We start from the raw sequence: 25246 nt of genomic DNA, 5'->3' as shown, positions 1-25246 counted from the left end.
CAGATCGGGGGATTGCGCCCGCACGGCGCTCTCCCCCCATTGTCATGAAGCGTTTGCGGCACCATAGCCGGAAGCGATGGAGCTGAACCGTTTCCTGCCGTTGCTGATCGGCCTGCTGCTGGGGGCCTGGACCCTGGTCGCGGCCTGGGCCGTCTTGTCAGCGCGGGCACGGTATCAGCGTACCGAAAACCAGCTCCGTTCCGCACGGCGACTGGCCCGGATGGTGGAAGAATCGCCAGCATTGCCGCTGCTTGTGCGGTCAGACGGACGTATCGAAGCCAGCCCGCGCTTGGCGCAATGGCTGGGGCTCGATGCCGTGCCGCAATATCTCTCGGAGCTGGATGGCAACGGCCGCGGCCTGCCGAAGAACAAACTCGACGAACTGACCGAAGCGGTGCGCCGCTGCCAGAAGACAGCAGCGCCTTTTCGCATGGTGGCCACTCCGGAAGGTTCTACCCGCAGTCTCGCGCTGCGCGGTCATCTGGCCGATCCGCAAGTGTCCCCGGGCGGTGCCGCCCTGGTGTGGATATTCGACTTCAGCGACAGCGAAAGCGAACTCAATCGCCTGCGCGAGGAGGCGGCTCGAGCCCGCGGCGATTTTCATGCGCTCGTCTCTCTCATCGAAGCGGCACCTATGCCGATGTGGTTTCGCCGCAGCGACGGCGAACTGCAGCTCGTCAATTCCGCCTATGTCACCGCCGTCGGTTCGAGCAGTGCCGAGGCGGTGGTCGCGAGCGGCACCGAACTTATCGAGACTGTCGATGGCAAGACGCCGGCGCAGGTCGCGCGACAGGCGCTGTCGCAAGGGGCACCTGTCGAACGGATCGTCCACGCCACGATCGGCGGACAACGCCGGGCCCTGCGTGTCAGCGACCTGCCATTGGGAGAGGACGGAATCGCCGGATATGCGGTGGACATCGAGGACATGGAGGAAATGTCCCGATCGTTTCGCGCGTTCCGCGAGGCACAGCGTGCCATGCTGGACCAGCTTTCGGCGGGCGTTGCCCAGTTCGATGCGAAGAAACGCCTGTCCTTTGCCAATCAGCCTTTCCAGCGGCTCTTCCGCCTCTCTTCCCGCGACATGAAGGACCCGCCGGCCTTCGAGCGCCTGCTTGATGCAGCGCGCGATGCCGGCCGCGTTCCCGAAGTGCGGGACTTCCCCGCATGGCGGCGCGAAAAGGCGGCCTGGTTTGCATCGGGCGACACCCACGAGGAAGCCTGGTCGCTGGCGGACGGGACCCACCTGCGCATTGTTGCCCAGCCCGTTCCCGACGGTGGTCTGCTGCTGATCGTAGAGGACCGCACCGAGCAATTGCGGCTCTCTGCCATACGCGACACACTTTTGCGCACTCGGACCGCGACCTTCGACAGCCTGTTCGAGTCGATCGCGGTCTTTGCGCCGGACGGGCGCATGCAGCTTTGGAACCGCCGGTTCGCCGCTGACTGGGGTCTTGATAGCGAATTCCTCGATACCCACCCACATGTCGAAACGCTGCTCAAGAAAATCGCATCGCGCCTCAAGCGTCCCGGCGAGGCCGAAACCGTGGGCAATGTTGTGCGCGCTGCAACGCTCGATCGGGCCCAGAAGGGTGGGCGTATTGCTCTGGCCGACGGCCGCATCCTAGAGTTCGCCGGGGTCCCGTTGCCCGACGGCAATGGGTTGCTGGCCGTGCTCGACATCACCGACTCGCAGAAAGCCGAGGATGCGCTGCGCGAAAGCAATGCCGCGCTGATCGAGGCCGACGCGATCAAGACCCGTTTCCTGGCGACGATGAGCTACGAGTTGCGAAATCCGCTCAATTCGATCGGCGGCTACGCCGAGATGCTCGAGCACGGATTGGGTGGAGACCTGACGGAATCCGGCAAGGAATACGTCGCCTCGATCCTGCAGGCGTCCGCTCAACTCGGAGAACATATCGATAGCCTGCTCGACTTGTCGCAGAGCGAGGCCGGGATGCTTCCGCTCAAAAAGGAGGACATCGAGGTGATGCCTTTCCTGCGCGGGGTAGCCGAAGAAAGGGTAGCGCGGCTCGAGAAGGCCGGGCTGAGCATGGATCTGCGCGCAGAAGGCTTGCTGCGCGTTGTCTCGGCAGACAGGCGCAGACTGGCCAGGGCGATCGGCCATATCGTCGACAACGCCATAGCCGCGAGCAAGAGCGGCGGGCGCATTCTCGTGCAGGTCTCGCGCCGCAAGATCGGCGATTCCGATCGCATCCGCATCCTGGTCAAGGATCAGGGCAGGGGCATGGACGGCCGCAGCCTTGCGCGCGCCATGGAAGGCATGAAGGTCAGTGCCGACGGCAGGACAATGGAGCGGCGCCGCGGACTCGGGCTGCCGCTTGCTCGGCAGCTCATCGAGGCTCACGGTGGCACGCTTCGGCTTGAATCCGAGCCGGGCAAGGGCACCAGCGCAATCATCGAGCTGCCGTGAAGATCGCTCTGCCCGACCTTTCGGCGATGGATCGTCTGGGGCGCAAGATCGCAGCAGCCTTGCAGTCCGGGGACGTCGTGGCTCTCTCCGGAGGCCTGGGTGCCGGCAAGACGACGCTCGCCCGCGCCATCATTGCCGGACTCGGTCACGAGGGCGAGGTGCCATCGCCCAGCTTCTCCATTGTCGAACGGTACGATCCGCCGGCGGTACGGCTGCCGTTGGTCCATGCCGATTTCTATCGCTTGGCCCATCCTCTGGAGGCCGAGGAAATAGGTCTGGACGATTACCGGGCTAACGCGGCCATGATTGCCGAGTGGCCGGACCACGCGGGCGGTTTCGCGCATGAGCCGGGGTGCCTGTCGATTGCGCTGGATGTTGTTGGCGAGGGCAGGATCGCCATTGTCGAGGGCGGCTCGGATTGGCTAGGGCGGATGCCGCAATGACATCGAATCCATCTTACCTTCCCCCCGACCTCGATTCCTTTCTGGCCTCGGCCGGGTGGGAAGGGGCAGAAGTCGAGCCCTTGCCGGGCGATGCCTCTTTTCGCCGCTATTTCCGTGTTCGCAGGGCGGGCGGAAAGACCGCAATGTTGATGGACGCCCCTCCACCCAACGAGGATCCGCAACCTTTTCTGCGGGCCGCGCGCTGGCTTGATGGCAATGGCATGCGTGCCCCTCGCATCCTTGCCGAGAATGCCGAGCGTGGACTGGTGCTGCTGGAAGACTTCGGTGACGCGCGGATGCGCGATTACCTCGATCAGTGGCCGGATGACGAAACCGCGATCTACAAGGCGGCTGTCGATGCGCTTGTGAATCTGCACGACCTTCCTCCCGGGCCATTCCTCGATTACTCGATGAGCGAGTACCTGCGCGAGGCCCGGTTGTTCGTCGACTGGTACTGCACTGCGCAGAATCTCTACGTCGACTCCGCCGGGTTCGTATCCGCCTGGGAATCGGTCATCGGCGACCTGCTGCCGCGTCAGCGCCCGGGCGTCACCGTATTGCGCGACTATCACGCTGAAAACATCATGTTGCTGGGCTCGCTCGAAAAGCAGGGGTTGCTGGATTTCCAGGATGCCTTGGTTGGCCATCCCGCCTACGACCTCGTCTCCTTGCTGCAGGACGCGCGGCGCGACGTGTCTCCGGATGTGGAAGCGCAAATGTTCGATCGCTATGTCCGGGCGACAGGCGTGGAAAGCGAGGTATTCCTGGCCGACTATGCGCGTCTGGGAGCACAGCGGAACACCAAGATCGTCGGCATTTTTGTGCGGCTCTGGCGGCGCGACAACAAGCCGCGCTACCTTGATCTGATCCCGCGCGTATGGGCGCTGCTCGAACGCGATCTGGCGCACCCGGCGCTCGGGCGCGTTGCCGCGTGGTTCGATACGAATATCCCGGACGAGCTGCGTTCGGCGCATGGAGGACAATTCCAGGTATGACCGGAAAACCTCTCGCCAGCGACACCGCGATGATCCTTGCGGCAGGGCTTGGCAAACGCATGCGGCCGCTCACTGCAACCCAGCCCAAGCCGCTGGTGCGCGTGGCCGGCAGGTCGCTTATCGACCATGCGCTGGACAAGCTCGAAAGTGCGGGCATCGAGAATGCGGTGGTGAACGTCCACTATCTGGCCGATGCACTGGAAGGGCATTTCAAGGTCCGCAGCCGAGCACCAAAGATCAAAGTTTCGGATGAGCGCGAGCAGCTTCTCGAGACTGGCGGTGGCATGGTCAAAGCCGCGCCGCTGCTCCCCGATCCGTTCTTCTGCCTCAATAGCGACAATATCTGGGTTGATGGGCCCATCGATGTGTTCCACGAGTTGTCGCAGGCGTGGGACGCGGATCGGATGGATGCGCTGCTGCTGCTCGTCCCGCATCCGCGCGCGATGAACTATCGCGGCGAAGGCGATTTCCATCTCGATCCCGAAGGCCGCATCACCCGCCGCAAGCGCGGCTATGTTGCGCCCTTCATATATTCGGGCATTCAGCTCGTTTCGCACCGTTTGCTGCGCGATGCTCCGGAAGGGCCTTTCTCGACCAACGTGCTGTGGACCCGGGCGATCGAGGAAGACCGCCTCTTCGGCATCTCGCATATGGGATTGTGGTTCGAGGTCGGCGAACCGGCGGCGATCAAGCCGACGGAGGAGTGGCTGACCCGTGCCTGAAAGGGCCGGGCCCAAGCTCTATTCGATTGCCGCACATCGCGGTTTTGCCGATGCTCTCGTGGCGGGGCTCGTCCCGCGATATGCGGAACCGGACCTCGGTCTCGCCCGGCTGACTTTGCTGCTGCCGAGCCGCCGCACGGTGCGCACGGTGACCGAAGCTTTCGTGCGACATTCCGGCGGCGAAACATCGCAGGGCATGCTGCTGCCGCGCATGGCGGTGGTCGGCGATCTCGATCTCGACGAGACGCTGGGGCCGCTGCTCGATCCGCTTGGTGCTGTGGAAATTCCGTCTGCATCCGACCCGACGCGCCGATGGCTGCGTCTGGCGCACTATCTGCGTGAGGTCGAAGGGGACAAGGCGGGCAAGGGGGCGGCTTTGCTGCGCCGCGCATGGGAAATCGGCCGCACCATGGATCGTCTGCTGGTCGAGGGAATCGCGCCGATCGATCTGATGTCCGAAGAGGTGATCGGTATCGTCGGCGATCTGGCCGGCCATTGGAGCGACAATACCCGCACCTTCCTGATGGTGCAGCAATACTGGATCGCCGAACTGGCCGAACGCGGCGAGATCGACGCGCCCGAGCGTCGCAACCGGCTGTTCGAGCATGCCGCCCGGCGCTGGCGGGATGCACCGCCCGCCCATCCGATCGTCGCCGCCGGCGTCACCAGTGCTTCGCCCTCGCTCGCGCGTCTGCTGCGGGTGGTGAGCGAGCTGGAGCGTGGCAGCGTGATCCTGCCAGATCTCGATCTGGCACTTGCCTCGGAGGTCTGGGAGGAGCTCGGCACCGCCGGTGCCCCTGCCGAAAAGGACGACCCGCCGTTCGGCAGGCAGGATGCGGTGACGCATCCGCAGTATCATCTCAAATTGCTGCTAAACCGCATGGGCATTGCGCGTGGCGAAGTGCAGCCCTGGCACCGCTCGGGTCTGTCCGCGGCACCGCCTTTGCGCAGCAAGGCGATCTCGAACCTGTTCCTGCCGCCGAAGGCTTCTGCCGCATGGGCCGATCTCAAGCCCGAGCATCGCCGCTTGTCCGGTGTGCGGCTGATGGAAGCGACCCATCCGGGCGAGGAGGCACAGGCCATCGCGGTGATGATCCGCGAGGCGCTGGAAGTGCCGGAACGGCGCGTAGCGTTGGTTACGCCGGATCGCGGTCTGGCCGCGCGTGTCGTTGCGCACCTGCAGCGCTGGGGGATCGAAGCAGACGATACTGCCGGGCAGCCCTTGCCGCAGACCGCAGCCGGGCGCCTGTTTCTGTTGCTCGCGGAAGTCATGGCCGAAAAAGCCGCGCCCGTGCCGCTCATAGCGCTGCTGGTGCATCCGCTGGCCGGAAGCGGCGAGGGCAGAGCACGCTGGCTGGAGAATGCCCGCAAGCTCGATCTCGCGCTACGTGGCCCGAGGCCCGGCGCTGGCTTGGCACCGCTCAAGGACATTGCTGCGCAGCATAAGCTCGGCGAATGGTGGGGCCAGGTCGAAGCGATCCTGGCGCCGCTCTTCACGCTGGACGATGCTGAACTGCTCGCGACGATGCTGGGGGCGCTATCCGAGACGGCCGAGGCGCTGTGCGGCGTGGCGATCTGGACCGGGCCGGACGGCCGTGCGCTTGGCGCCTTTATCGAGGAGGTGCGCGAGGCCGCCGCCGCTGCCGGGACGGTGCTCGATCCGCGCGAACTGCATGCCGTGCTGCGCGATGCCATGGATCGCAGCTCGGTACGTCCTCCTTGGGGCGGGCACCCCCGCGTAGCGATCTACGGTCTGCTGGAAGCGCGGATGAGTCGGGCCGACATGGTCATTTGTGGCAATTTGGCGGAAGGTGTCTGGCCTGCCACACCTTCGCAGGATTCTCTGCTGCCCCCAGCGGTACTGCGCGCACTGGGCGTGCCGGGCGCGGACTTCCGCATCGGTCTTGCTGCGCACGATCTCGCTGCAGCATTGGGCGCGCCCGAAGTGGTATTGAGCTGGGCGCAACGGGACGAGGGTGGCCCCGTCATTCCGTCGCGTTTCGTGCTGCGGCTGAAGGCCATGCTCGGCGATCAGGTAGCTCGCCATGAGGAAAAGCGCGCGCTGGATTTGGCCCACAAGCTCGACGATGCGCCTGCGGTGCCGGCGCATCCGCGCCCGCAGCCGATGCCGTCGGCCGAGCAGCGCAAGGTGGAGGTCTCCGTCACCGGGCTCGATAGGCTGCGGGGCGATCCGTACCAGTTCTATGCCAATGCGATCCTGCATCTGCGCGCGCTCGACAGCCTCGATGCCGAACCGACCCCGGCCTGGCAGGGCATTGCCGTCCACGCCATTCTCGAGCGCTGGCACAAGGCCGGCGAGCCTGTCGGCGGCCTTCACGCGATTGCCGAACAGGTGCTCGACGAGATGAGCGCGCACCCGCTGATGCGCGCCTTGTGGCGTCCGCGTCTGCTCAAGGGGCTCGACTGGATCGACGAGGCCATTGCTGCGCAAAAGGAAGCGGGCCGCAAGGTCATCGCGGTCGAGCAGTGGGGCGGCATGCACTATCGCGACGTGCGCATCCACGGGCGCGCCGACCGCATCGACCGCTTGCCCGACGGAAGCCTGGCAGTGGTCGACTACAAGACCGGGACGCCGCCGTCTTCGCGGCGGGTGGAGGAAGGCTTCGCACTCCAACTCGGCCTGATCGGCATGATTGCCGAGAGGGGCGGGTTTGACGGTATCGATGGCGAGGCAACCGACTTCGAATACTGGTCTTTGGCGAAGAACAAGGACCAGATCGGCTATGCCGCGACTCCGCTCAAGATCGGCAACAAGCGCAGCGGCATCGATCCGGAGGAATTCCTGCCCAAGACCGAGTTTTTCCTGAACGACGCGCTCGACCGCTGGATCCTCGGCACCGAGCCCTTCACCGCACGGCTCAATCCGGAACTCGGCAGCTATGCCGATTACGATCAGGTGATGCGTCTCGACGAATGGCTGACGTCGCTCGGCGACACTGGCGGCGAGGACGCGGCATGAGCGGCGCGGCCACGGTCCATCCCCTCCATGGCAACCAGATGCGCGCGGTCGACCCGCAGGAGACGGTGTGGCTCTCCGCATCGGCGGGCACCGGTAAGACGCAGGTACTGTCTTCCCGCGTGCTGCGACTTCTGCTGCAGCCGGGCGTGGAGCCGTCACAGATCCTGTGCCTCACCTTCACTAAGGCCGGTGCCACGGAAATGGCGGCGCGCATCAACGGCACGTTGGCCGAATGGGTGCGGCTGAGCGAGACGGATCTGTTCGCACGCCTGAACGCTATCGGCGCGCCGAGCGATCCGGATACGCTGGCCCATGCGCGCACCCTGTTCGCCGCCGTGCTCGACTGCCCGGGCGGAGGGCTCAGGATCGATACGATCCACGCCTTTTCGCAGTGGTTGCTCGCGACATTCCCGCTTGAGGCCGATCTCATCCCCGGCAGCCGTCCGATGGAGGACCGCGAGCGGGTGCTGCTCGCTCGGCAGGTGCTCGCCGATCTCCTGCTCCATGCCGAAAGCGACCCGCTGGGCGATCCGCAATTGCTGCGTGCGGTGGAGGAACTGTCGGTGCGGCATGGGCCCGACGCGGTCGTCGGCTTTCTGCTGCGCTGTGCTTCAGCGCGCGAAGCGTGGATCGGACCCGGCAGCTGGCAGGCGAGCGACATGCGCGCCAATGTCCTGCGTCTGCTCGGCCTGCCAAGCAACGCCGATGCGGATTGGGTGGCGGCCATGTGCGAGGATGCACAGTTCGACGTGCAGTCGCTGCGCCGCTGCATGGAAGTGAACCACGAGTGGGGTACCAAGACCGGTCTCGGCGCGGTCGATGCGATCAGCGAATGGCTGCTCGGCGATGCGGCGCAGCGCATGGACGGCATAGATGCGCTGGCCAGTGTCTTCGTTACGCAGAAGGGCCTGCCCAAGTCGAGCACATCGCAGGAGAAACTCGATCCTGCCTATGCCGACTACGTTGCGCGCGTGATCGAATGCATTGCCAAGGTGCGTGCGGCTGCGGCACTGTTGGCGCTGGCTGAAAGGCTTGTCCCTGCCCTGCGGCTCGGTCGTGCCTTTGCGCTGGCTTGGGACGAGGCGAAGCAGCGTGAAGGGCTGATCGACTTCGACGACCAGATCCGCCGGGCTGCCGATCTGCTGGGCAACAAGGCGCAGGCCGACTGGATCCGCTACAAGCTGGATCGCCGCTTCGATCATATCCTCGTCGACGAAGCGCAGGACACAAATGCTGCGCAGTGGGACATCATCTTCGCCATGGCCGAGGAGTTCTGGGCCGGCCTCGGCCAGCGCGGCGACATCATGCGCACGCTCTTCGTGGTGGGCGACTACAAGCAGGCGATCTTCCGGTTTCAGGGCACGAGCCCCGAAAACTTCCGCCGCGCCGCCGACCGCGTGCGCCGCGAGATGTTGCTCGCTGCCGAGAACGCCGAAATGCTGCGCAGCAATCAGCGTGCGCGCAAGCTGATCGAGCTGGGGCTCGACCGCAGCTTCCGTACGGCGCAGCAAGTGCTCGACTTCGTCGATCAGGCGATTGCCGGTATCGGCCCGGAGAACTTCGGCCTCGACCACAAGCCGGACCGGCACGAGGGGCAGGACCGTCCCGGCTATGTCGCCCTGTGGCAACCCATCCGAGAAGCGAGCGACGACGAAGCCGAGGAGGAACAGGAAGAGGGCACCGCCCAGACCTGGCTCTCGCGTCCGGACCGCCGCATGGCCGACAATATTGCGCGGCAGGTCAAGGCGTGGCTCGATCCGCTGGGCGAAGGCTTCACGCTGGTGAAGGGTAAACCGCGCCGGGCTACGGAAGGCGACATCATGGTGCTGGTCCGTCAGCGCAAGGAACTCGCCGGCCTGATCGTGGCGCGATTGCATGCGGCCGGCGTGAAAGTGGCCGGTGTCGACCGCCTGCGCCTTGGAGCGCCGCTGGCGGTGAAGGACCTGGTCGCCGCGCTGCGTTTTGCCGTGCAACCGCTCGACGATCTTAATCTTGCCGGGCTGCTGGTCTCTCCGCTGGTGGGCTGGAGCCAGGAGCAACTGCTGCAGCACGGCTATCGCGACAAGCATACGCGGCTGTGGGACCACTTGCGCCGCTCGCGCGAGCCGGAAGTGGTGGCCGTGCTGCAGCAACTCGGCGAACTGCTCGCACTTGCCGACTATGAACCGCCGCAGGACTTGCTGCACTGGCTGCTGGTTGGGCCGTGGCAGGGACGGCGGCGGCTTGTCGCGCGGCTCGGCACCGAGGCCAACGATCCGATCGACGAACTGATCAATGCGGCCAAGGCCTACGTTGCCACCGATACACCAAGCCTTGCCGGGTTCCTCGCCTGGTTCGATGCAGGCGACGGCGAGCTGAAGCGCGAAGCCGACAATGCCGCCGGCCTCGTGCGGGTGATGACCGTGCATGGCTCCAAGGGCCTGCAGGCACCCATCGTCATTCTTGCAGATGCCACGGGCAATCCCGAAAGCGCGCGCGAACGCGGGCTGGACCTGCCCGATCCGGCCAATGAGAAACGAGCCATCCCGCTGCCGCCGCTTTCCAGGGAAGAAAAGCAGGGCCGCATTGCCGAGCGGATCGAGGCCAACAAGCAGGCCGATGAGGAAGAGCACTGGCGCCTCCTCTACGTCGCGATGACACGCGCCGAGGAAGCGCTTTTCGTGGGCGGCGCACTAGGGCGGCGCGACAAGGATGGTCCGCCGCCCAAGAGTTGGTACGCGCGGCTGCGGGAACTGTTCCCGCCCGAAGCCGAAGTGGCCGATCCGATCTGGGGTGCCCGGTGCGATCATGGGACGATGCCGGCATCGCTGCCCGCGGCGGCGGCGGCGCCCGAACTGCCGCTGCAAGAACCTTTGCCGACTTGGTTGGAGCGAAGTCCTCCGGCCGAACCGCGGCCCCCGCGTCCGCTCGCGCCGTCCGCCCTCGGCGAGGACGATGCGCCCGATCCGCCGTTTCCGCCCGGGGCAGGCCGCGACGCCGCGCGTAGGGGTACGTTGGTTCACAAGCTGCTTGAACGGCTTCCGGAGCTTGGGCCCGATGGACGCGAGGCAGCGGGGAGGGCCTGGCTGGCTCGCAACGCACAGGATATCTCTACCGCTGACCGCGATCTCTTGCTGGAAACAGCGCTGGCCGTGCTTGCGAATTCCGACTGGGCAGATCTGTTTGCGCCGGGCAGTCTGGCTGAAGTTCCTGTCGCGGCGGTGGTCGGTGGGCAGGTCGTCGCGGGCACGATTGATCGTCTCGTGGTCAGTCCCGAGCGAGTCCGTCTCGTCGACTACAAGACGTCGCGTCGTCCTCCCGTGTCGCTGGATCAGGTGCCCCGGGGTGTCCTGCGTCAGATGGCCGCCTATTCCGCCGCTCTTGAGACGACGTTTCCCGGACGCACAATCGAGGTGGCCTTGCTCTACACGACGGCGCCCCGGCTCATTCCCGTTCCCGCCGATGTGCTGGCCGCTCACAAGCCGGACTTGGCGGGCAATGAGTAATGCTTTTCACCGCAGGCGTTGCGCCTGAGGCTTTCGTCTCTAGATTGCTACTTCATCAGATCCCGAGGAGTTATTTCATGTCCACCATTGCCGTCACCGATGCCAGCTTCGAGACCGACGTCCTGAATGCCGACAAGCCCGTTCTCGTCGATTTCTGGGCGGACTGGTGCGGCCCGTGCAAGATGATCGGCCCGGCACTCGAGGAAATCAGCGAGGAACTGGCCGAAAAGGTGACTATCGCGAAGATGGACATCATGGCCAATACCGACATCCCCGGCCAGATCGGCGTGAAGTCGATCCCGCTCATGGTACTGTTCAAGGATGGCAAGCCAGTGGCCCAGAAGCTGGGTGCCGCCCCCAAGAGTGCGCTCAAGGGATGGCTCGAAGGCGAGCTGTGAAGGCCTGAACGTCACTGCATTTGGATCGGCAGAGCCCCTTTCGCCACTGGCGGGAGGGGCTTTGTCTTTCCGGCAATATATCGGAGAATGGGCGAGTTATCATTTCAAGACGAGCGGAACTGGAGGAGCCACTATGCCTGAACGTGAAGTCCCCACCACCGGCGAGGGTGCCCCGATCGAAACTGTCGGCAACCACGAGCTGATCGCTTCCGACCGCGTCGAGGGCACCGCGGTTTACAGTCTCGATCACGACAAGATCGGTCACGTCCACAACTTCATGGTCAACAAGAGGACCGGGAGGGTCGCTCACGTGATCGTTTCCGATGGCGGATTTTTCGGCCTCGGGGCTTCGCGTTACCTTCCGCTACCCTGGAACGATCTTACCTATGAAGCCGAGCTCGGCGGTTATGTGACCCACCTCACGAAGGACATGATGGAGGAACGAGGGCGCATTTCGGCGGACGAAGCGGAAATGCAGATCTGGTAATCGCCTAATGGCCGGGGTTTGCGTCAGCCCAGATCCGCGATCCGTCGGGCGAGGTCTTCGAACAGGGCCGGCGAAGATGCGCCGATCATGCCGGTGCGCTCGAACTCGTCGACGCGGTATTCGGATCCGTCGGGCCGTGCACACCGGCCGCCTGCTTCATTCAGAAACAACGCGCCGGCCGCGTGGTCCCACGGCAGCGTTCGCTTGAAGACGGAAAGGTCGTTCTCGCCCAACACGAGCCGGGGGTATTGTTCCGCCGCGCATCGCGGGATGTCGACGAGCCGATAGTAGGGCGCCATGGTCGTCATCACTTGCTGACGCTGTGCATCGTCCAGAAAGACCAACGATATCGCCGCGACAGGCTGCGGTTCGCCGCTCGGTGTGGCTGTAGCGCGCTCGCCGTCGATCCAGGCGCCGCCCCCTTGGCTTGCATGGCAGAACCGGCCGGTCAGACAATCGAGAATCCAGCCTCCCAGCGTTTCGCCCTTGTCCGCCAACGCGACCAGGACGCCGAAAGGAGGTTTACCGGCAGCAAAGTTGTTGGTCCCGTCGAGCGGGTCGACGATCCAGCACAGGCGGTCCTTGAGCTGATCGAGAACGCTGGCATCATCGAACGTCGCTTCCTCGCCGACGACTGCGGCCTCGGGAAGGAGCGCGGACAATCGCTCGGTCAGCAGCGCTTCGCTATTCTTGTCGGCCACGGTGACGACGTCGTCGGGTGCCTTGGCGTCGATCTGGGCGTTCGACAGCGACTGATAGTGCGGCAGGATGGCCTGCTCGCTCGCTTCGCGCATGATGGCTTCGACGGCCTTGGTGAGAATCGGCATAATCATGTCAGCGGAATCATGACTTGCGCGGCGTAGCCCGGGCGCTCGCAGAGGCGTTCATACCAGTCAGCCACGGCGGGAAACTCCGGTTTTTCGAACGGCAGGCTGAACCACGTGTAGGCGTAGACGCCCATGGGGATATCGCCGATGCCGATTCGGCCGCCTGAAAGCCAGAACCGGTCCTTCAGATAATGCTCCATGACCGACAAGTGCCGGGCGCAAACGGCAATCGCCTGTTCGATGGCGGAGGTGTCCCATTCCTCCTGCGGAGTGCGGGCAAAGCTGAGAAAGGGTGTACGCTGGGCCTCTGCATAGGTCATTTGCCAGTCCATCCAGCGGTCGGCGCGGGCGCGGTCGATGGGATCGGTGGGAAACCAGCGCTCACCACCGTATTCGGCCGCCATGTAGCGCAGGATCGCATTCGATTCCCACAGCACGATCTTGCCGTCCTCGATCGTCGGGATCAGCCGATTGGGATTCTTGGCGAGATAATCGTCGGTGTAGCCGAACTGGCCGCCGATATCGCGCCGCTCGTAGGCCAGACCCAATTCCTCCGCGAACCAGACCACCTTCTTGACGTTGTGGGAGTTCGTACGTCCCCAGACGGTGAAGAACGGTTTGGTCATCAGCTCCGGTAATCCGCGTTGATCGAAATGTAGCCATGGGTGAGGTCGCAGGTCCACACCGTGGCGCGGCCCTCTCCCAATCCGAGGTCGACGTCGATGGTAACATCCTGTCCCTTGAGATGTTCCGTCACGGGCGCTTCATCGTAGTCGGCGAGCGGCAGACCTTCGCGCGCGGCCCATGTCCCGCCGAACCCGATGGACAGCTTGTCGCGGTCCGCCGGTTCGCCAGCCTTGCCCACAGCCATGACAACGCGGCCCCAGTTCGCGTCCTCGCCGGCGATGGCGGTCTTCACCAGCGGCGAATTGGCGATTGCCAAGCCCACCTTGCGAGCACTTTCGTCGGAGACTGCTCCGGTCACGGTAACGGCAATGAACTTTTGCGCGCCTTCGCCGTCGCGCACGACGAGATGGGCCAGCTGGCGGCAGACGTCGTGGATCGCGGCAGCAAAGGCGTCGGCGCCCGGACTGTCGAATGAGGAGAGCAGGGTGTTGCCTGCCTTGCCCGTTGCAAAAGCGAGCACGGTGTCGCTGGTCGATGTATCGGAATCGACAGTGATGCACGAGAACGTGCGTTCGTTCGCGGCCGAGAGGCATTCCTGGAGGAATCCCGGTTCGACTGCGGCATCGGTGAACAGGTATCCGAGCATCGTCGCCATGTCCGGCGCGATCATGCCCGAGCCCTTGATGATCGCGCTGATCGTGACCTTGGTGTCGCCGACCATGGCCGTGGCCGTCGCGCCCTTGGGGAACGTATCGGTGGTTGCAATGGTGTTGGCGGCCTCCTCCCAGGAGCAGGGCGCGGCAGTGAGCGCCTTCTCCACGCCTTCGCGCGCCTTCTCCTTGGGAAGCGGCACCCCGATTACGCCGGTCGAGGAAACGAAGACATCCTGCTTCGCACAGCCGAGATGGCTCGCTACCTGTTCCATGATCTGCTCAACGGCCTCGCGGCCGCGATAACCTGTGAACGCGTTGGAGTTGCCCGCGTTGACCACAAGGGCGCGCGCGCTGCCGCGCTTCACGTTTTCCCGTCCCAGTTCGACTTCATTGGAGCAGCACAGGTTTTTCGTGAACACCCCTGCCACTGCCGTGCCTTGGTCCAAAGTGACATAGGTGAGGTCGCAGCGGCCCCAGTCCTTGTATCCGGCTCGAACCACATGCGGGATGACGCCGGCGATCTGCGGCACATCAGGGAAAGGCGTGGCAAGAGGGGATATGGGATGTGTCATGCCATAGGCGCCTAGCGCATGGGTTTTGCAGGTCAAGCGGTACAGAGACCGGAGGCGTCGTTGTCATCCCATCCGTAAATTTGGCCAATATGCGTTGGACAGTAGACTAATGGCCCGAGCGTCCTTATCTGACCGCCATGGCCCACCGCCTGCTCCTGACCCTGCTTGCCCTCCTAACGGGCCTTTCCGCGCAAATCGGCCCGGCCGAGGCACGTGCGTCGCAGGTCGCCAGCATGCAGGTTGCGATCCTGGCCGAAGTGACTGCGGCAAACGCGCCGCGTGCACCAGCGGCGCTGGCGCGCTTGCCCGAACCGGGGCGTCTCAACACTCGCCGCCATGCGCCTGCGCGCATTGCCGAGCCGGTCGCGCTTGCCTTTGCGTCGGTGTTGACAGGGATAGACCGCGCCCGCGAATAGCGGCGGATCCTGCAGGCTTTTCGCTTCTTCGCGAGTGTTTTCGACGCATCCGGCAAGCGCCGGTGACGCGTTATCGAATTTCTATACAAATCTCAGAAAACAGGGATTCCCGCCATGCTCGGCGCTATCGTCAAATCCATTTTCGGCTCGTCCAACGACCGCTATGTCAAGTCGCTCGACAAGATCGTTCAGCAGATCAACGCCTTCGAACCGACCCTTGAAGCCTACAGCGACGAGGATCTTGCAGGGCAGACCGCCAAGTTTCGCGAGCAACTGGCCAGCGGCTCCAGTCTCGACGATATCCTCCCCGAAGCATTCGCTACCGTGCGCGAAGCCTCCAAGCGAGTCTTCGGCATGCGCCATTTCGATGTGCAGATGATCGGCGGCATCGTGCTCCATCGCGGCGAAATCGCAGAGATGCGCACCGGTGAAGGCAAGACCCTCGTGGCCACTACCGCGACTTATCTCAATGCGCTCGAAGGCAAGGGCGTGCACATCGTTACGGTGAACGATTACCTCGCCCGCCGCGACGCCGAGTGGATGGGGCAGGTGCACCGTTTCCTCGGCCTGACGGTCGGTGTGATCGTGCCCAACCTCAACGAGTTCGAACGCCGCGAGGCCTACGCCGCCGATATCACCTACGGCACCAACAACGAGTTCGGCTTCGACTACCTGCGCGACAACATGAAGCACGAGCGCAGCCAGATGGTACAGCGCCCCTTCAACTTCGCCATCGTCGACGAGGTCGACTCGATCCTGATCGACGAAGCGCGCACGCCGCTCATCATCTCGGGGCCGACCGACGACAAGTCGGAATTGTACATCTCGGTCGATGCCATCGTGAAGAGGCTCGATGCGGACGATTACGAGACCGACGAGAAGACCAAGAATGTCACCCTGACCGAAGACGGGGTGGAGAAGGTGGAGCGCATCCTAGAAAACGAAGGGCTTCTGGTAGGCTCGAACCTCTACGACGTGGAAAACACGCAGGTAGTGCATCACCTCGACCAAGCGCTCAAGGCCGTGGTGATGTTCAAGCGGGATACCGACTACGTCGTGAAGGACGGCAAGGTCGTGATCATCGACGAGTTCACCGGCCGCATGATGGATGGGCGGCGCTGGTCGAACGGGTTGCACCAGGCGGTCGAGGCCAAGGAAGGCGTCAAGATCGAACCCGAGAACCAGACACTCGCATCGATCACGTTCCAGAACTATTTCCGGATGTATCCGAAGCTCTCCGGAATGACCGGTACGGCGGCGACCGAGGCGGCCGAGTTCTACGACATCTACAAGATGAACGTCGTCACCATTCCGACGAACCTGCCGATCCAGCGCGTCGACGAGGAAGACGAATTCTACAAGAACACGATGGACAAGTTCGGAGCTATCGCCAAGCTCATCCGCGAGAAGAACGAGAAGGGCCAGCCCGTCCTTGTCGGCACCGTCTCGATCGAGAAGTCGGAGTTGCTGTCGGACTTCCTCAACAAGGAAGGCGTCAAGCACTCGGTGCTCAATGCCCGCTTCCACGAGAGCGAAGCCCATATCGTTGCCCAGGCCGGCCGTCTCGGGGCCGTCACCGTGGCCACCAACATGGCTGGCCGCGGTACGGACATCCAACTCGGTGGCAACGTCGAGTTTCGTATCGACGATGAACTCAGGGACATGTCCGAAGGTCCTGAACGCGAAGAAGCCATCGCCCGTATCAAGATGGAAGTCGCCGAAGAGAAGCAGAAGGTTCTCGACGCCGGCGGCCTTTGCGTGATCGGTACCGAGCGGCACGAAAGCCGCCGCATCGACAACCAGCTTCGCGGCCGTTCAGGGCGTCAGGGCGACCCGGGCCTGTCCAAGTTCTACCTTTGCCTCGAGGACGATCTCTTGCGCATCTTCGGGCCGGACACGCTGTTCGCCAAGATGATGAACTCTAATCTGCAGGACGGCGAGGCGATCGGATCCAAGTGGCTGTCCAAGGCGATCGAGACGGCGCAGAAGAAGGTCGAGGCGCGAAACTACGAAGTGCGCAAGCAGGTCGTCGAATACGACGACGTGATGAACGACCAGCGCAAGGTCATCTACGAACAGCGCGCGGATATCATGGATGCCGAGGCGGTGGACGACGTCGTCATCGACATGCGGCACGACACGATCAACGCCATCGTCGCGGACGCCTGCCCGCAGGGTTCCTATCCCGAGCATTGGGACATCGATGGACTGAAGGAGAAGGTGAAAGACGTTCTCGCCATCGACCCGCCGATCGAGGCCTGGATCGACGAGGACGGCATCGAGCCGGAGATCATCGAGGAGCGCATCACCGAACTCGCCGATGCGCACATGAACGAAAAGATGGGCAAGGACGATCCGTCGATCTGGCGTCAGGTCGAAAAGTCCATTCTCCTCGACCGACTCGACCATTACTGGAAAGAGCACCTCGCCACGCTCGATGCGCTGCGCCAGGTGGTTTTCCTGCGCGCTTATGCCCAGCGTACGCCGATCAACGAGTACAAGCAGGAGGCCTTCAGCCTGTTCGAACGCATGCTTGATGGCATCCGTGAAGACGTGACGCGTATCCTGTCGGTCAGCGAACTGCGCATCCCGGAACCGGCGCAATTGCCCGACCTCCCGGACTTCCTGACGGGCCACATCGATCCACTCACCGGCATGGAAGATTCAGGTGACGGCGATGGTTCCGCGACACAGGCTGCCCTGTTCGGTTCGCTGGCGGCAAGCCCCGAGGCCGGGGCGAGCCCGGGCGGCAGCGGCGAGAATCCCTATGCCGACCTGCCCATCAGCCGCAACGCCCCATGCCCCTGCGGGTCCGGGAACAAGTACAAGCACTGCCACGGCGCATTGGTCTGAGCGTAAGCCGCGGTGAAATGCCAATGAAATCGACGAGGTGCTGACGCGCCTCGTCGCTAGCAAACATTGGTAGGGTTGCGGTACGTTGGCAGCTCGCGCTCCTGGTCGCTTACGTGAACCATGGCCGAGGCGCCTTGCCGCGTAATCCCGTGCCCACCAGCCCGTCGGCATCGGTCAACTGTGCCGCGTTACGAGCGATTGCGGAAAGCCGCTCTTCCGATAACGGAAGGAACGCGCGGCTGGACGTCTTGAGTTCGTGTATCGGTGATAGATCTCTGGATATCCTGAACAGGCAAGGCTCGCAGAGGCCAGCATGGCTATTGGCAATCCGACACCTGCCGAATACCTTGCCGGAAATGCAGGGCGGGTGCTGACCGGGCGAGTGATCGCGCTTTGAGCGCTGATCAGTAGAATGGCACATGACACGGGGAGGGGTTGTCACATTCTCAGTTTGGGGCAGAAGTGGGCCATACGTACGTGGCACTCAATAAGGCTGTGGGCGCGCCACAGGCGTCTGGCCGTGATCCCCGGCGTGGTCGTGATCCTCTTGATTGCTTTCTTTCAGACGGTCGACGTGCCGGTAGTCACGCCGGTTCTCCAGCGTGTGGGACACACCGTTTTCGATGCCTATCAGCGAATTTCGCCAAGGCCCTACGAAGACGCGCCGGTACGGGTCGTGGACATCGACGAGGAGACGATCCGCAGGTTTGGTCAATGGCCCTGGCCCCGTACCGACCTTGCCCGGCTGACCATGGCGCTGGGCGAAGCTGGGGCAGCGGCGATTGCTTACGACATCGTGTTTTCGGAAAAGGATCGCACCTCACCGCACGAACTGGCGCGACGGTTCGAGGCTACGGATCCGAAGGCGGCGCAGGTCCTTGCCGAATTGCCCGACAATGACGAGCAGTTCGCACGGGTAGTGGAATACTATCCTACAGTCCTCGGCTTCTTTCTTGCGCAAGGCGGGGCCGGCGCCAAAGTGGAACCCAAGGCAGGCATGGTCGTCCTGGGGACGCCTCCGCGGTCGGTTCGGAACTTTCGAACGGCGATTGCGCCCGTCCCTGTGTTGCTGAACGCGGCGCAAGGCGCGGCCTCGCTCAGTATTGTGCCAGACGAGGATTCGATCATCCGCCGCGCGCCGCTGATCCAGCGGCAGGGCAAGACGATGCTTCCAGGGCTGTCGCTCGAAGCGATCCGGCTAGCCTTCCAGACCGACTCGGTGATGATCAAGACTACGGACGGCAGCGCGGAAGGCAGCGCTCCGGGAGACGTCGTTTCGGTGAAGGTCGGCGACATAGAGATTCCGACGAACGCCGAAGGTGAATTGTGGATGCACTATACCCGAGATGTTCCCGAGCGGGTGGTGCCGGCATGGAAGATCATGTCCGGAAAGCTCGACGCCGAAGCCATGTCCCAACTGTTTGCTGGCCGCATAGTTTTTGTCGGCACCAGCGCTATCGGTTTGCGGGACCTGCGATCCACGCCACTCAACGAGGGCGAAATGGGCGTGATCGTCCATGCCGAGGCGGCAGAACAAATGATCCTTCGCAAGTTCCTCTATCGTCCGGACTGGGCCGTAGGGCTGGAACGGACGCTGCTGCTGGTCACCGGTCTGGGACTGGTTCTTCTCTTGCCCCGTCTCGGTGCAGTGTGGGGCGCGATATTGGGCCTTTTCGCCATTACTCTCATGGCCGGGGCAAGCTGGTACGCCTTCACCGAATGGGGATATCTGCTGAACCCGACCTGGCCGATCATCGGGCTTGTGTTCGGTTATCTGATCGTGACCGTTCTCACCTTCTACCTGGAAGAACGTAAACGCGCGTACATTCACCGTGCTTTCGATCGCTATCTGGCACCTGAACTGGTCAAGCGCATCGCCGATGATCCCAGCCGGCTCAACCTCGGGGGCGAGGAACGGGACATGACAGTCCTGTTCTGCGATGTGCGAAGCTTCTCGAGTATTTCCGAAGGGCTCTCCCCCGATGAAATCATTCGCTTCCTGATTGCGTTTCTGACGCCGATGACCGACTTGCTGATCGCTCGCAAGGCGACCATCGACAAGTATATCGGCGACGCCATTCTGGCATTCTGGAACGCCCCGCTGGATGATCCCGACCAGGACACCAACGCCGCACGCAGTGCCTTGGCAATGGTGGCAAAGCTCGAGCAGCTCAATGCCGAAATGCCCATGCGGGAGGACGTGGTGTGGCCGGGCGAGGTCAGGATAGGTATCGGTCTGAACGCCGGACGGTGTTGCGTCGGCAACATGGGCTCCGAGCAGCGCCTGTCCTACTCGCTGATCGGTGACACGGTGAACCTGGCATCACGCATCGAGGGGCTGACCAAGTATTATGGCGTGCAGATCGCTATCGGAAGCTCGCTGGCGGCGTCCCTGGCATCGTTCGCTACAATTCAGCTCGATCTCGTCCGCGTCGTAGGTCGCGATACGGCCGAAGCGGTTTACGCATTGCTGGGGGACGAGACGTTGGCCGAAAACGAGGCCTTCCGCAAATTCGCTGCCGAGCACGCGGAAATGTTTGCTGCATATCGCAGCCAGGATTGGGATGAGGCGGAAAGAATCCGGAAGGCTTTACTGGATCGAGCGGCCGAATACGGCCTCACACGACTCTACGACATCTATGGTGAACGTATCGCGGCCTATATGCTTAAAAACCCCGATAAGAACTGGGACGGTGTTTACACGGCGGAGAGCAAGTGAAATACCGGTCGTGGAGAAGGTGAGGAGAAAGACGATGAGGGGGAAGGTTTCCGTCAGGTTCCGCCAGCAAGGCGGGGCCTTGGCCATGGCAACCCTTGTTGCTCTGGGCAGTGCCGGCACCGCCCGTGCGCAAGAGGCTGCCGACGCGACAAGCATGGATCAGCGGGTGGACGCGCAAGTGGTCGCCGAATTGGAGGCGGAAGCGGACCAGTCGTCGAGCGAAGCAGGGGCGCTTGCGCTCTCGCAAAGCAAGTCCGAGAAGGGCGATCTTACTGGTGCCGCCGCCGTGCTGGAACGCTATCTGCTCATCGACAAGAATGCCATTGAACCCCGGTCGCAATACGCCGTTCTGCTGTGCCGGCTCGATGACTTGCAAAGCGGTAAGTTCGAAGGCGCAAAAGTGGCGAGCGAGGCACCCGGTAGCGAAGCACTGGATCGCGTAAAGGCTATGTGCGGCGGGGTGACAGACTTGTCCGAGTACACTGGTGGGGGGATGGAGCAGTGAAGATGCCCAACAAGGCGAAGGCCGCGGCCGCGGTGGTCACGGCGGCATGCATTCTCGCGACCGTCCCGGTCGACGGCCAGGAGGTGGTCGGCATAAATACGGCCGTGCGCAACGACGTGAAAGTGAAACGGGATGCGCAGTCGGACTATCGGCCGGCGGTGGTCAAGGAGAAGGTTGCCTTGGGCAATCGGGTGCGCACCGGCAAGTCCAGCGCTCTGCAGGTGACCTTGTTGGACCGTTCCAACCTGACAGTCGGGCCCAACGCCAATTTCACGGTCGACCGGTTCGTCTACGATCCCGCCAAGAACGCCTCCTCGGTAGGCGCGTCCGTCGTCAAGGGGACTTTCCGCTTCATGTCCGGCAAAGCCCAGAAGGTAGGATCGCACTCGGTCAAGACGCCCGCTGCGACGATCGGTATCCGGGGAACCATGCTGGAAGGTGCAGTCGGCGAAGACGCCATGATCATGGCCCAGCAGCAACGGCTTTCCTTGCCGGGCAATACCGATCCCAGCACCGCAACCATGGTTGTGCTGCGCGGACCAGGGCCGAATGCGCAGATGGGCGAGCATCCTGGAATGATCGACGTCAATGCCGGTGGCAAGACGGTCACGCTGAACTCGCCAGGCCAAGCTCTCTTTATTCCCTATCCGGGGGCGCAGCCGATCGGTCCCTTCCAGCTGAATGTTCCGACCTATTCCTCTTTCGATGTGGTGTTGCGTACGGCGCCCGGATCATTTGCCGGCACGATGGCGGCATTGCAGGCCGGGGCCACTGGCGGCGTGGCTTCGGGTGAAGGCGCGGGGCAATCGGGAAGCAGCCGAGTTGGAAGTGCTCAAGGCTCCAGCAGGGGAGGGACGATCGCATCTTCTTCGGTTTCGTCTGGCTTCAGCACCACGGCCCTCGTGGGGTTGGGGACCGCCTTGGGGACGGCGGGGATCATCGCCGCCACCTCGTCGAGCAACCAAAACGCCGGCAGCGGCGGCGTCTGATCCCATGGATCGAGCTTCGTGTCCGGTTCGACTGGCGCGAAGCTCCAAGACACCAGGGTTGCCCGGCAGGGACATTTACCAGCCCCGTTTGTGGCAAACCCGATCGAAGGATGAACGATTCCCCATGACATGATCGAAAATACAGCCTGACATTTGCATCAAAAACGGCTGGCGGGGGCAAACGGGAGAAGGGCAATGGCGATTTCCGATCACGTCGATTTCGGCGGGTTTATGGATGGCGTGAAGCGGCGCAATCCGCACCAGACCGAATTTGTGCAGGCCGTGCAGGAAGTCGCTGAAGACATCTTCGACTTCATCGCCGACAAGGAGGAATATCACGAGCAGCAAATCCTGCGCCGGATCGCCGAGCCCGACCGTGTCGTCAGCTTCAGGGTGTGCTGGGAGGATGACAACGGCAATATCCGGGTACAGCGAGGATGGCGCGTTCAGAACAATAATGCCATCGGCCCCTATAAAGGCGGTATTCGCTTTCATCCTTCGGTAACGGAATCGGTTCTCAAGTTCCTGGCATTCGAACAGACGTTCAAGAACGCGCTGACCGGGCTGCCTATGGGAGGCGGGAAGGGGGGATCGAACTTCAATCCCAAGGGCAAGAGCGTGCGCGAAATCATGCGTTTTTGCCAGTCTTTCATGACAGAGCTCTATCGCCACATCGGTGCCGACGTGGACGTCCCCGCAGGCGATATCGGCGTGGGGGGGCGGGAGATCGGCTTCATGTTTGGCCAGTACAAAAGGATCACCGGACATTTCACCGGTGTTCTCACGGGCAAGGGCCTGGAATACGGCGGGTCGCTGATCCGGCCGGAAGCAACCGGCTATGGCGCCGTCTATTTCCTTGCGAACATGCTGGAAGCCAAGGGCATGGATCTCGATGGGAAGATCGCCGTAATTTCGGGTTCGGGCAATGTCGCCACGCACGCTGCGGAGAAGATCGTCCACCTTGGCGGGAAGCCGGTTACGCTGTCGGATTCCGGCGGATTCATCCACGATCCCGAGGGATTGACCCTGGAAAAGATCGACTGGGTAAAAGCGCACAAGACCCACCGCCGAGGCCGGATCAAGGACTACGTGGACGAATTCAAGGGCTCCACGTTCCATGAAGGAAAGACACCTTGGCACGTCCCGTGTGACGTTGCCGTCCCTTGCGCGACCCAGAACGAATTGCTTGGCGACGATGCCAAGGCTCTTGTCGCGAACGGGTGCATTGCCGTGTCGGAAGGGGCCAACATGCCCTGCAATCTGGAGGCCGTGCACGTGTTCAAGGCGGCCAGGACCATGTTCGCGCCCGGCAAGGCCGCCAACGCCGGCGGTGTCGCGGTGTCGGGCCTGGAAATGAGCCAGAACTCCGCTCGCCGTGCGTGGAGCGAGGCCGAACTGCAGCAGATGCTCAAGGACATCATGCAGGGCATTCACGAGCGGTGCCTAACCTATGGCGACAAGGGCGGCGGCTACGTCGACTACGTGAAAGGGGCCAATATCGCCGGCTTCAAGAAGGTCGCCGATGCCATGTTGGCCTTCGGGGTGGTATGAGGCGGCATGGACAAGGGTGATAACGCACCCAAGGTGCAGAATGCCTATCCTGCTCAGGCCGTGCAGCTTGTCCGCACGGCCATCCAGACGCATCTGGTCCTCAGCCAGATGGCCGACCAGAAGGCCAGCATCCTTATGGGTGCGACTTTCATTGTTATTTCCATCACGGTCGGGCAGGTGAGCAATGGCAGTCTGCCACTGCCACTGCTCGTGCTTGCCTGTTTCGCATTTCTGTCGGCGGTTTGCGCTGTGATGGTGGTGATGCCGGCTACGCGTTCGCCGCCTCTGGACCTTGCGAAGTCGAACATTCTTTTTTTCGGTGTATTCACGCAGATGCCCGAAGACGAATTTACGGACATCGTTGTCGAGCGGCTCGCTACCGAGGAGGGCATGTTCCGCACGATGTTGCGGGATGTCTACCAGAACGGGCAAGTCCTGCGGAACAAGAAGTACCGTTACCTCGGCTTTGCCTATCGCCTGTTCCTGGCCGGCCTGACCCTGACGCTGATCACCTATCTGCTTTTCGGCGGACGCGACATCGCGTCGCTGCTCTGACCAAACGTCAACGGATTCCCAGCAGCGCCGCCTGTTGCCGCAGATAGCTCGCCTTGGAAGGATTGGCGGCAACGGCATCCTTGAGCGCCTTGGCAGCCCGATCCGGTTGTTCCAGTGCCATGCGGCTGCGCATGAGCATTATCCAGCCATCGAGATTTGAGGTGTCTCCCGCCAGCCTGTTTTCAAGCCGTTCGACCATGCCTTCTGCCATCGTGCGCTGATCGTCGGGGCGCATGGCGGAAGCGCGTGCCAGGTCCTGCTGCGAAGGCCCCGGAATGGCCTGCGCCGCCCGGGGTAGCGATGCCGATGGCGCTGCGGCAGGAGGAGCCTGCTTTTGCGCGGCGTCTATCCGTGAGGCCACGTCGATCTTGTTGATCTTCCCGACCTGTTCGATCGTGCGAACGAGATCGTCATGCCAGGGGGCGTCGGCCGGGGTGTCAGAGAGCAGAGACAGCCACTGCGATATCGCCGCTTCGTGGTCGCCGGTCAGGTCTCGCTTTACGGCGCGGAAGTAGCGGGCGCGGGGATCCTTGGGATCGATCGTAAGAGCTTTCTCGAACGCGAAGGCCGCTTCGCTGGGCATCGGGTCGCGATCGCTGGCCATGACCCGTGCCTCGCCCAGAGCTGACCACAAGGCGGCGGAGCCCGGCGTAAGCGAGGTTGCCCGGTCATAGGCGTCGGCTGCCTTGGCGAAATGGCCTTCATCGAAATAGGCCGCGCCCAGTTGTTGCCAGGCGTTGGCATCATCCGGATTCTCGGAAGTGAGCGCTTCGAGTTCGGAAACGGATTTCTGTCCGCCTGTCGCCGAAGCCAGTTCGGCAGTCTCGGCTCCCCCTCCGTCACTTGTCGATCGGTAAATCAGAATGCCGATCACAAGCAATGCAGCCGAAATCAACATGATGCGGCCGAGCCGGAATCCTCTAGCTGCCTGTTGTATCATAGGCAATTCCCGTTCATTACTGTACATATGTTCGGCATCAGCCGGGTTTAAACGCCTGAACCAAATGCGGACTTTCTCGGGGTAATGCAATCGTCCGC

At 63.0% G+C, this 25246-nt stretch carries 19 protein-coding genes; 15 read left to right on the top strand and 4 right to left on the bottom strand.

Features of this window, described 5'->3' with window-relative positions:
* The first annotated feature begins 76 nt into the window (after positions 1-76).
* From LK12_RS11210 to LK12_RS24930, 8 genes are all read left to right on the top strand, one after another.
* Positions 77-2431: a PAS domain-containing sensor histidine kinase gene (locus LK12_RS11210; RefSeq protein WP_039283526.1), complete on the top strand. Its 2355-nt coding sequence runs from the start codon at positions 77-79 to the stop codon at positions 2429-2431.
* Positions 2428-2874 (top strand): tRNA (adenosine(37)-N6)-threonylcarbamoyltransferase complex ATPase subunit type 1 TsaE, encoded by a 447-nt coding sequence (gene tsaE / locus LK12_RS11205; RefSeq protein ID WP_039283523.1) that lies wholly within the window; start codon positions 2428-2430, stop codon positions 2872-2874. Before LK12_RS11210 ends, tsaE begins: the two co-directional genes overlap by 4 nt.
* Entirely contained in the window at positions 2871-3869 is a 999-nt protein-coding gene (locus LK12_RS11200) for an aminoglycoside phosphotransferase family protein (protein ID WP_039283520.1), read from the top strand. Before tsaE ends, LK12_RS11200 begins: the two co-directional genes overlap by 4 nt.
* On the top strand, positions 3866-4591 hold the full coding sequence (locus LK12_RS11195) for a nucleotidyltransferase family protein (protein WP_039283517.1): 726 nt from the start codon (positions 3866-3868) through the stop codon (positions 4589-4591). Before LK12_RS11200 ends, LK12_RS11195 begins: the two co-directional genes overlap by 4 nt.
* The gene (locus tag LK12_RS11190) at positions 4584-7571 is read left to right on the top strand and encodes a PD-(D/E)XK nuclease family protein (protein WP_039283514.1); all 2988 of its coding nucleotides are present in this window, start codon (positions 4584-4586) and stop codon (positions 7569-7571) included. The genes LK12_RS11195 and LK12_RS11190 overlap by 8 nt, the downstream gene beginning before the upstream one ends.
* Positions 7568-11056: a double-strand break repair helicase AddA gene (gene addA, locus LK12_RS11185; protein WP_039283511.1), complete on the top strand. Its 3489-nt coding sequence runs from the start codon at positions 7568-7570 to the stop codon at positions 11054-11056. The genes LK12_RS11190 and addA overlap by 4 nt, the downstream gene beginning before the upstream one ends.
* Positions 11057-11133: 77 nt before the next feature.
* A complete protein-coding gene (trxA, locus tag LK12_RS11180; RefSeq protein ID WP_039283508.1) occupies positions 11134-11454 on the top strand; it encodes a thioredoxin in 321 nt (106 codons plus the stop codon).
* A 133-nt stretch (positions 11455-11587) separates the two neighbouring features.
* Positions 11588-11941 carry a PRC-barrel domain-containing protein gene (locus tag LK12_RS24930; protein ID WP_052223333.1) on the top strand — a complete coding sequence of 118 codons (354 nt, stop codon included), beginning with the start codon at positions 11588-11590 and terminating at the stop codon, positions 11939-11941.
* A 23-nt stretch (positions 11942-11964) separates the two neighbouring features.
* Here the strand turns inward: LK12_RS24930 and LK12_RS11170 are convergent, their stop codons facing one another.
* Genes LK12_RS11170 through argJ form a run of 3 tightly spaced genes read right to left on the bottom strand, consistent with a single transcriptional unit; the run spans position 11965 to position 14620 of the window.
* On the bottom strand, positions 11965-12774 hold the full coding sequence (locus tag LK12_RS11170) for an inositol monophosphatase family protein (protein ID WP_039283504.1): 810 nt from the start codon (positions 12772-12774) through the stop codon (positions 11965-11967).
* A complete protein-coding gene (locus tag LK12_RS11165; protein ID WP_039283500.1) occupies positions 12771-13394 on the bottom strand; it encodes a glutathione S-transferase family protein in 624 nt (207 codons plus the stop codon). Before LK12_RS11165 ends, LK12_RS11170 begins: the two co-directional genes overlap by 4 nt.
* Positions 13394-14620, bottom strand: a complete 1227-nt coding sequence (gene argJ, locus LK12_RS11160) for a bifunctional glutamate N-acetyltransferase/amino-acid acetyltransferase ArgJ (protein ID WP_039283497.1) — start codon at positions 14618-14620, stop codon at positions 13394-13396. The genes LK12_RS11165 and argJ overlap by 1 nt, the downstream gene beginning before the upstream one ends.
* A gap of 137 nt (positions 14621-14757) precedes the next feature.
* On the opposite strand from argJ, the gene LK12_RS11155 reads away from it, so the two are divergent.
* From LK12_RS11155 to LK12_RS11125, 7 genes are all read left to right on the top strand, one after another.
* On the top strand, positions 14758-15036 hold the full coding sequence (locus tag LK12_RS11155; RefSeq protein ID WP_039283494.1) for a hypothetical protein: 279 nt from the start codon (positions 14758-14760) through the stop codon (positions 15034-15036).
* 114 nt (positions 15037-15150) lie between these two features.
* Positions 15151-17889 (top strand): preprotein translocase subunit SecA, encoded by a 2739-nt coding sequence (gene secA, locus LK12_RS11150; protein WP_039283491.1) that lies wholly within the window; start codon positions 15151-15153, stop codon positions 17887-17889.
* Positions 17890-18409: 520 nt separating this feature from the next.
* The gene (locus LK12_RS11145) at positions 18410-20608 is read left to right on the top strand and encodes a CHASE2 domain-containing protein (RefSeq protein ID WP_052223332.1); all 2199 of its coding nucleotides are present in this window, start codon (positions 18410-18412) and stop codon (positions 20606-20608) included.
* An 85-nt stretch (positions 20609-20693) separates the two neighbouring features.
* The gene (locus tag LK12_RS11140) at positions 20694-21113 is read left to right on the top strand and encodes a hypothetical protein (protein WP_156135459.1); all 420 of its coding nucleotides are present in this window, start codon (positions 20694-20696) and stop codon (positions 21111-21113) included.
* A gap of 2 nt (positions 21114-21115) precedes the next feature.
* Positions 21116-22102, top strand: coding sequence for a FecR family protein (locus tag LK12_RS11135; protein ID WP_039283486.1), 987 nt, complete (start codon positions 21116-21118; stop codon positions 22100-22102).
* Positions 22103-22297: 195 nt separating this feature from the next.
* A complete protein-coding gene (gene gdhA / locus LK12_RS11130; RefSeq protein WP_039283483.1) occupies positions 22298-23653 on the top strand; it encodes an NADP-specific glutamate dehydrogenase in 1356 nt (451 codons plus the stop codon).
* 6 nt (positions 23654-23659) lie between these two features.
* A complete protein-coding gene (locus LK12_RS11125) occupies positions 23660-24208 on the top strand; it encodes a Pycsar system effector family protein (protein WP_052223331.1) in 549 nt (182 codons plus the stop codon).
* A 7-nt stretch (positions 24209-24215) separates the two neighbouring features.
* Here the strand turns inward: LK12_RS11125 and LK12_RS11120 are convergent, their stop codons facing one another.
* Positions 24216-25082, bottom strand: coding sequence for a tetratricopeptide repeat protein (locus LK12_RS11120; protein ID WP_231568322.1), 867 nt, complete (start codon positions 25080-25082; stop codon positions 24216-24218).
* Between the last annotated feature and the right edge of the window lie 164 nt (positions 25083-25246).

This window comes from Novosphingobium malaysiense (genome assembly GCF_000802225.1).
In the GTDB taxonomy this organism is placed as follows: Bacteria; Pseudomonadota; Alphaproteobacteria; order Sphingomonadales; family Sphingomonadaceae; genus Novosphingobium; species Novosphingobium malaysiense.
The sequence above is the reverse complement of the archived record's forward strand: the minus strand, read 5'-3'. Positions and strand labels throughout refer to the sequence as shown.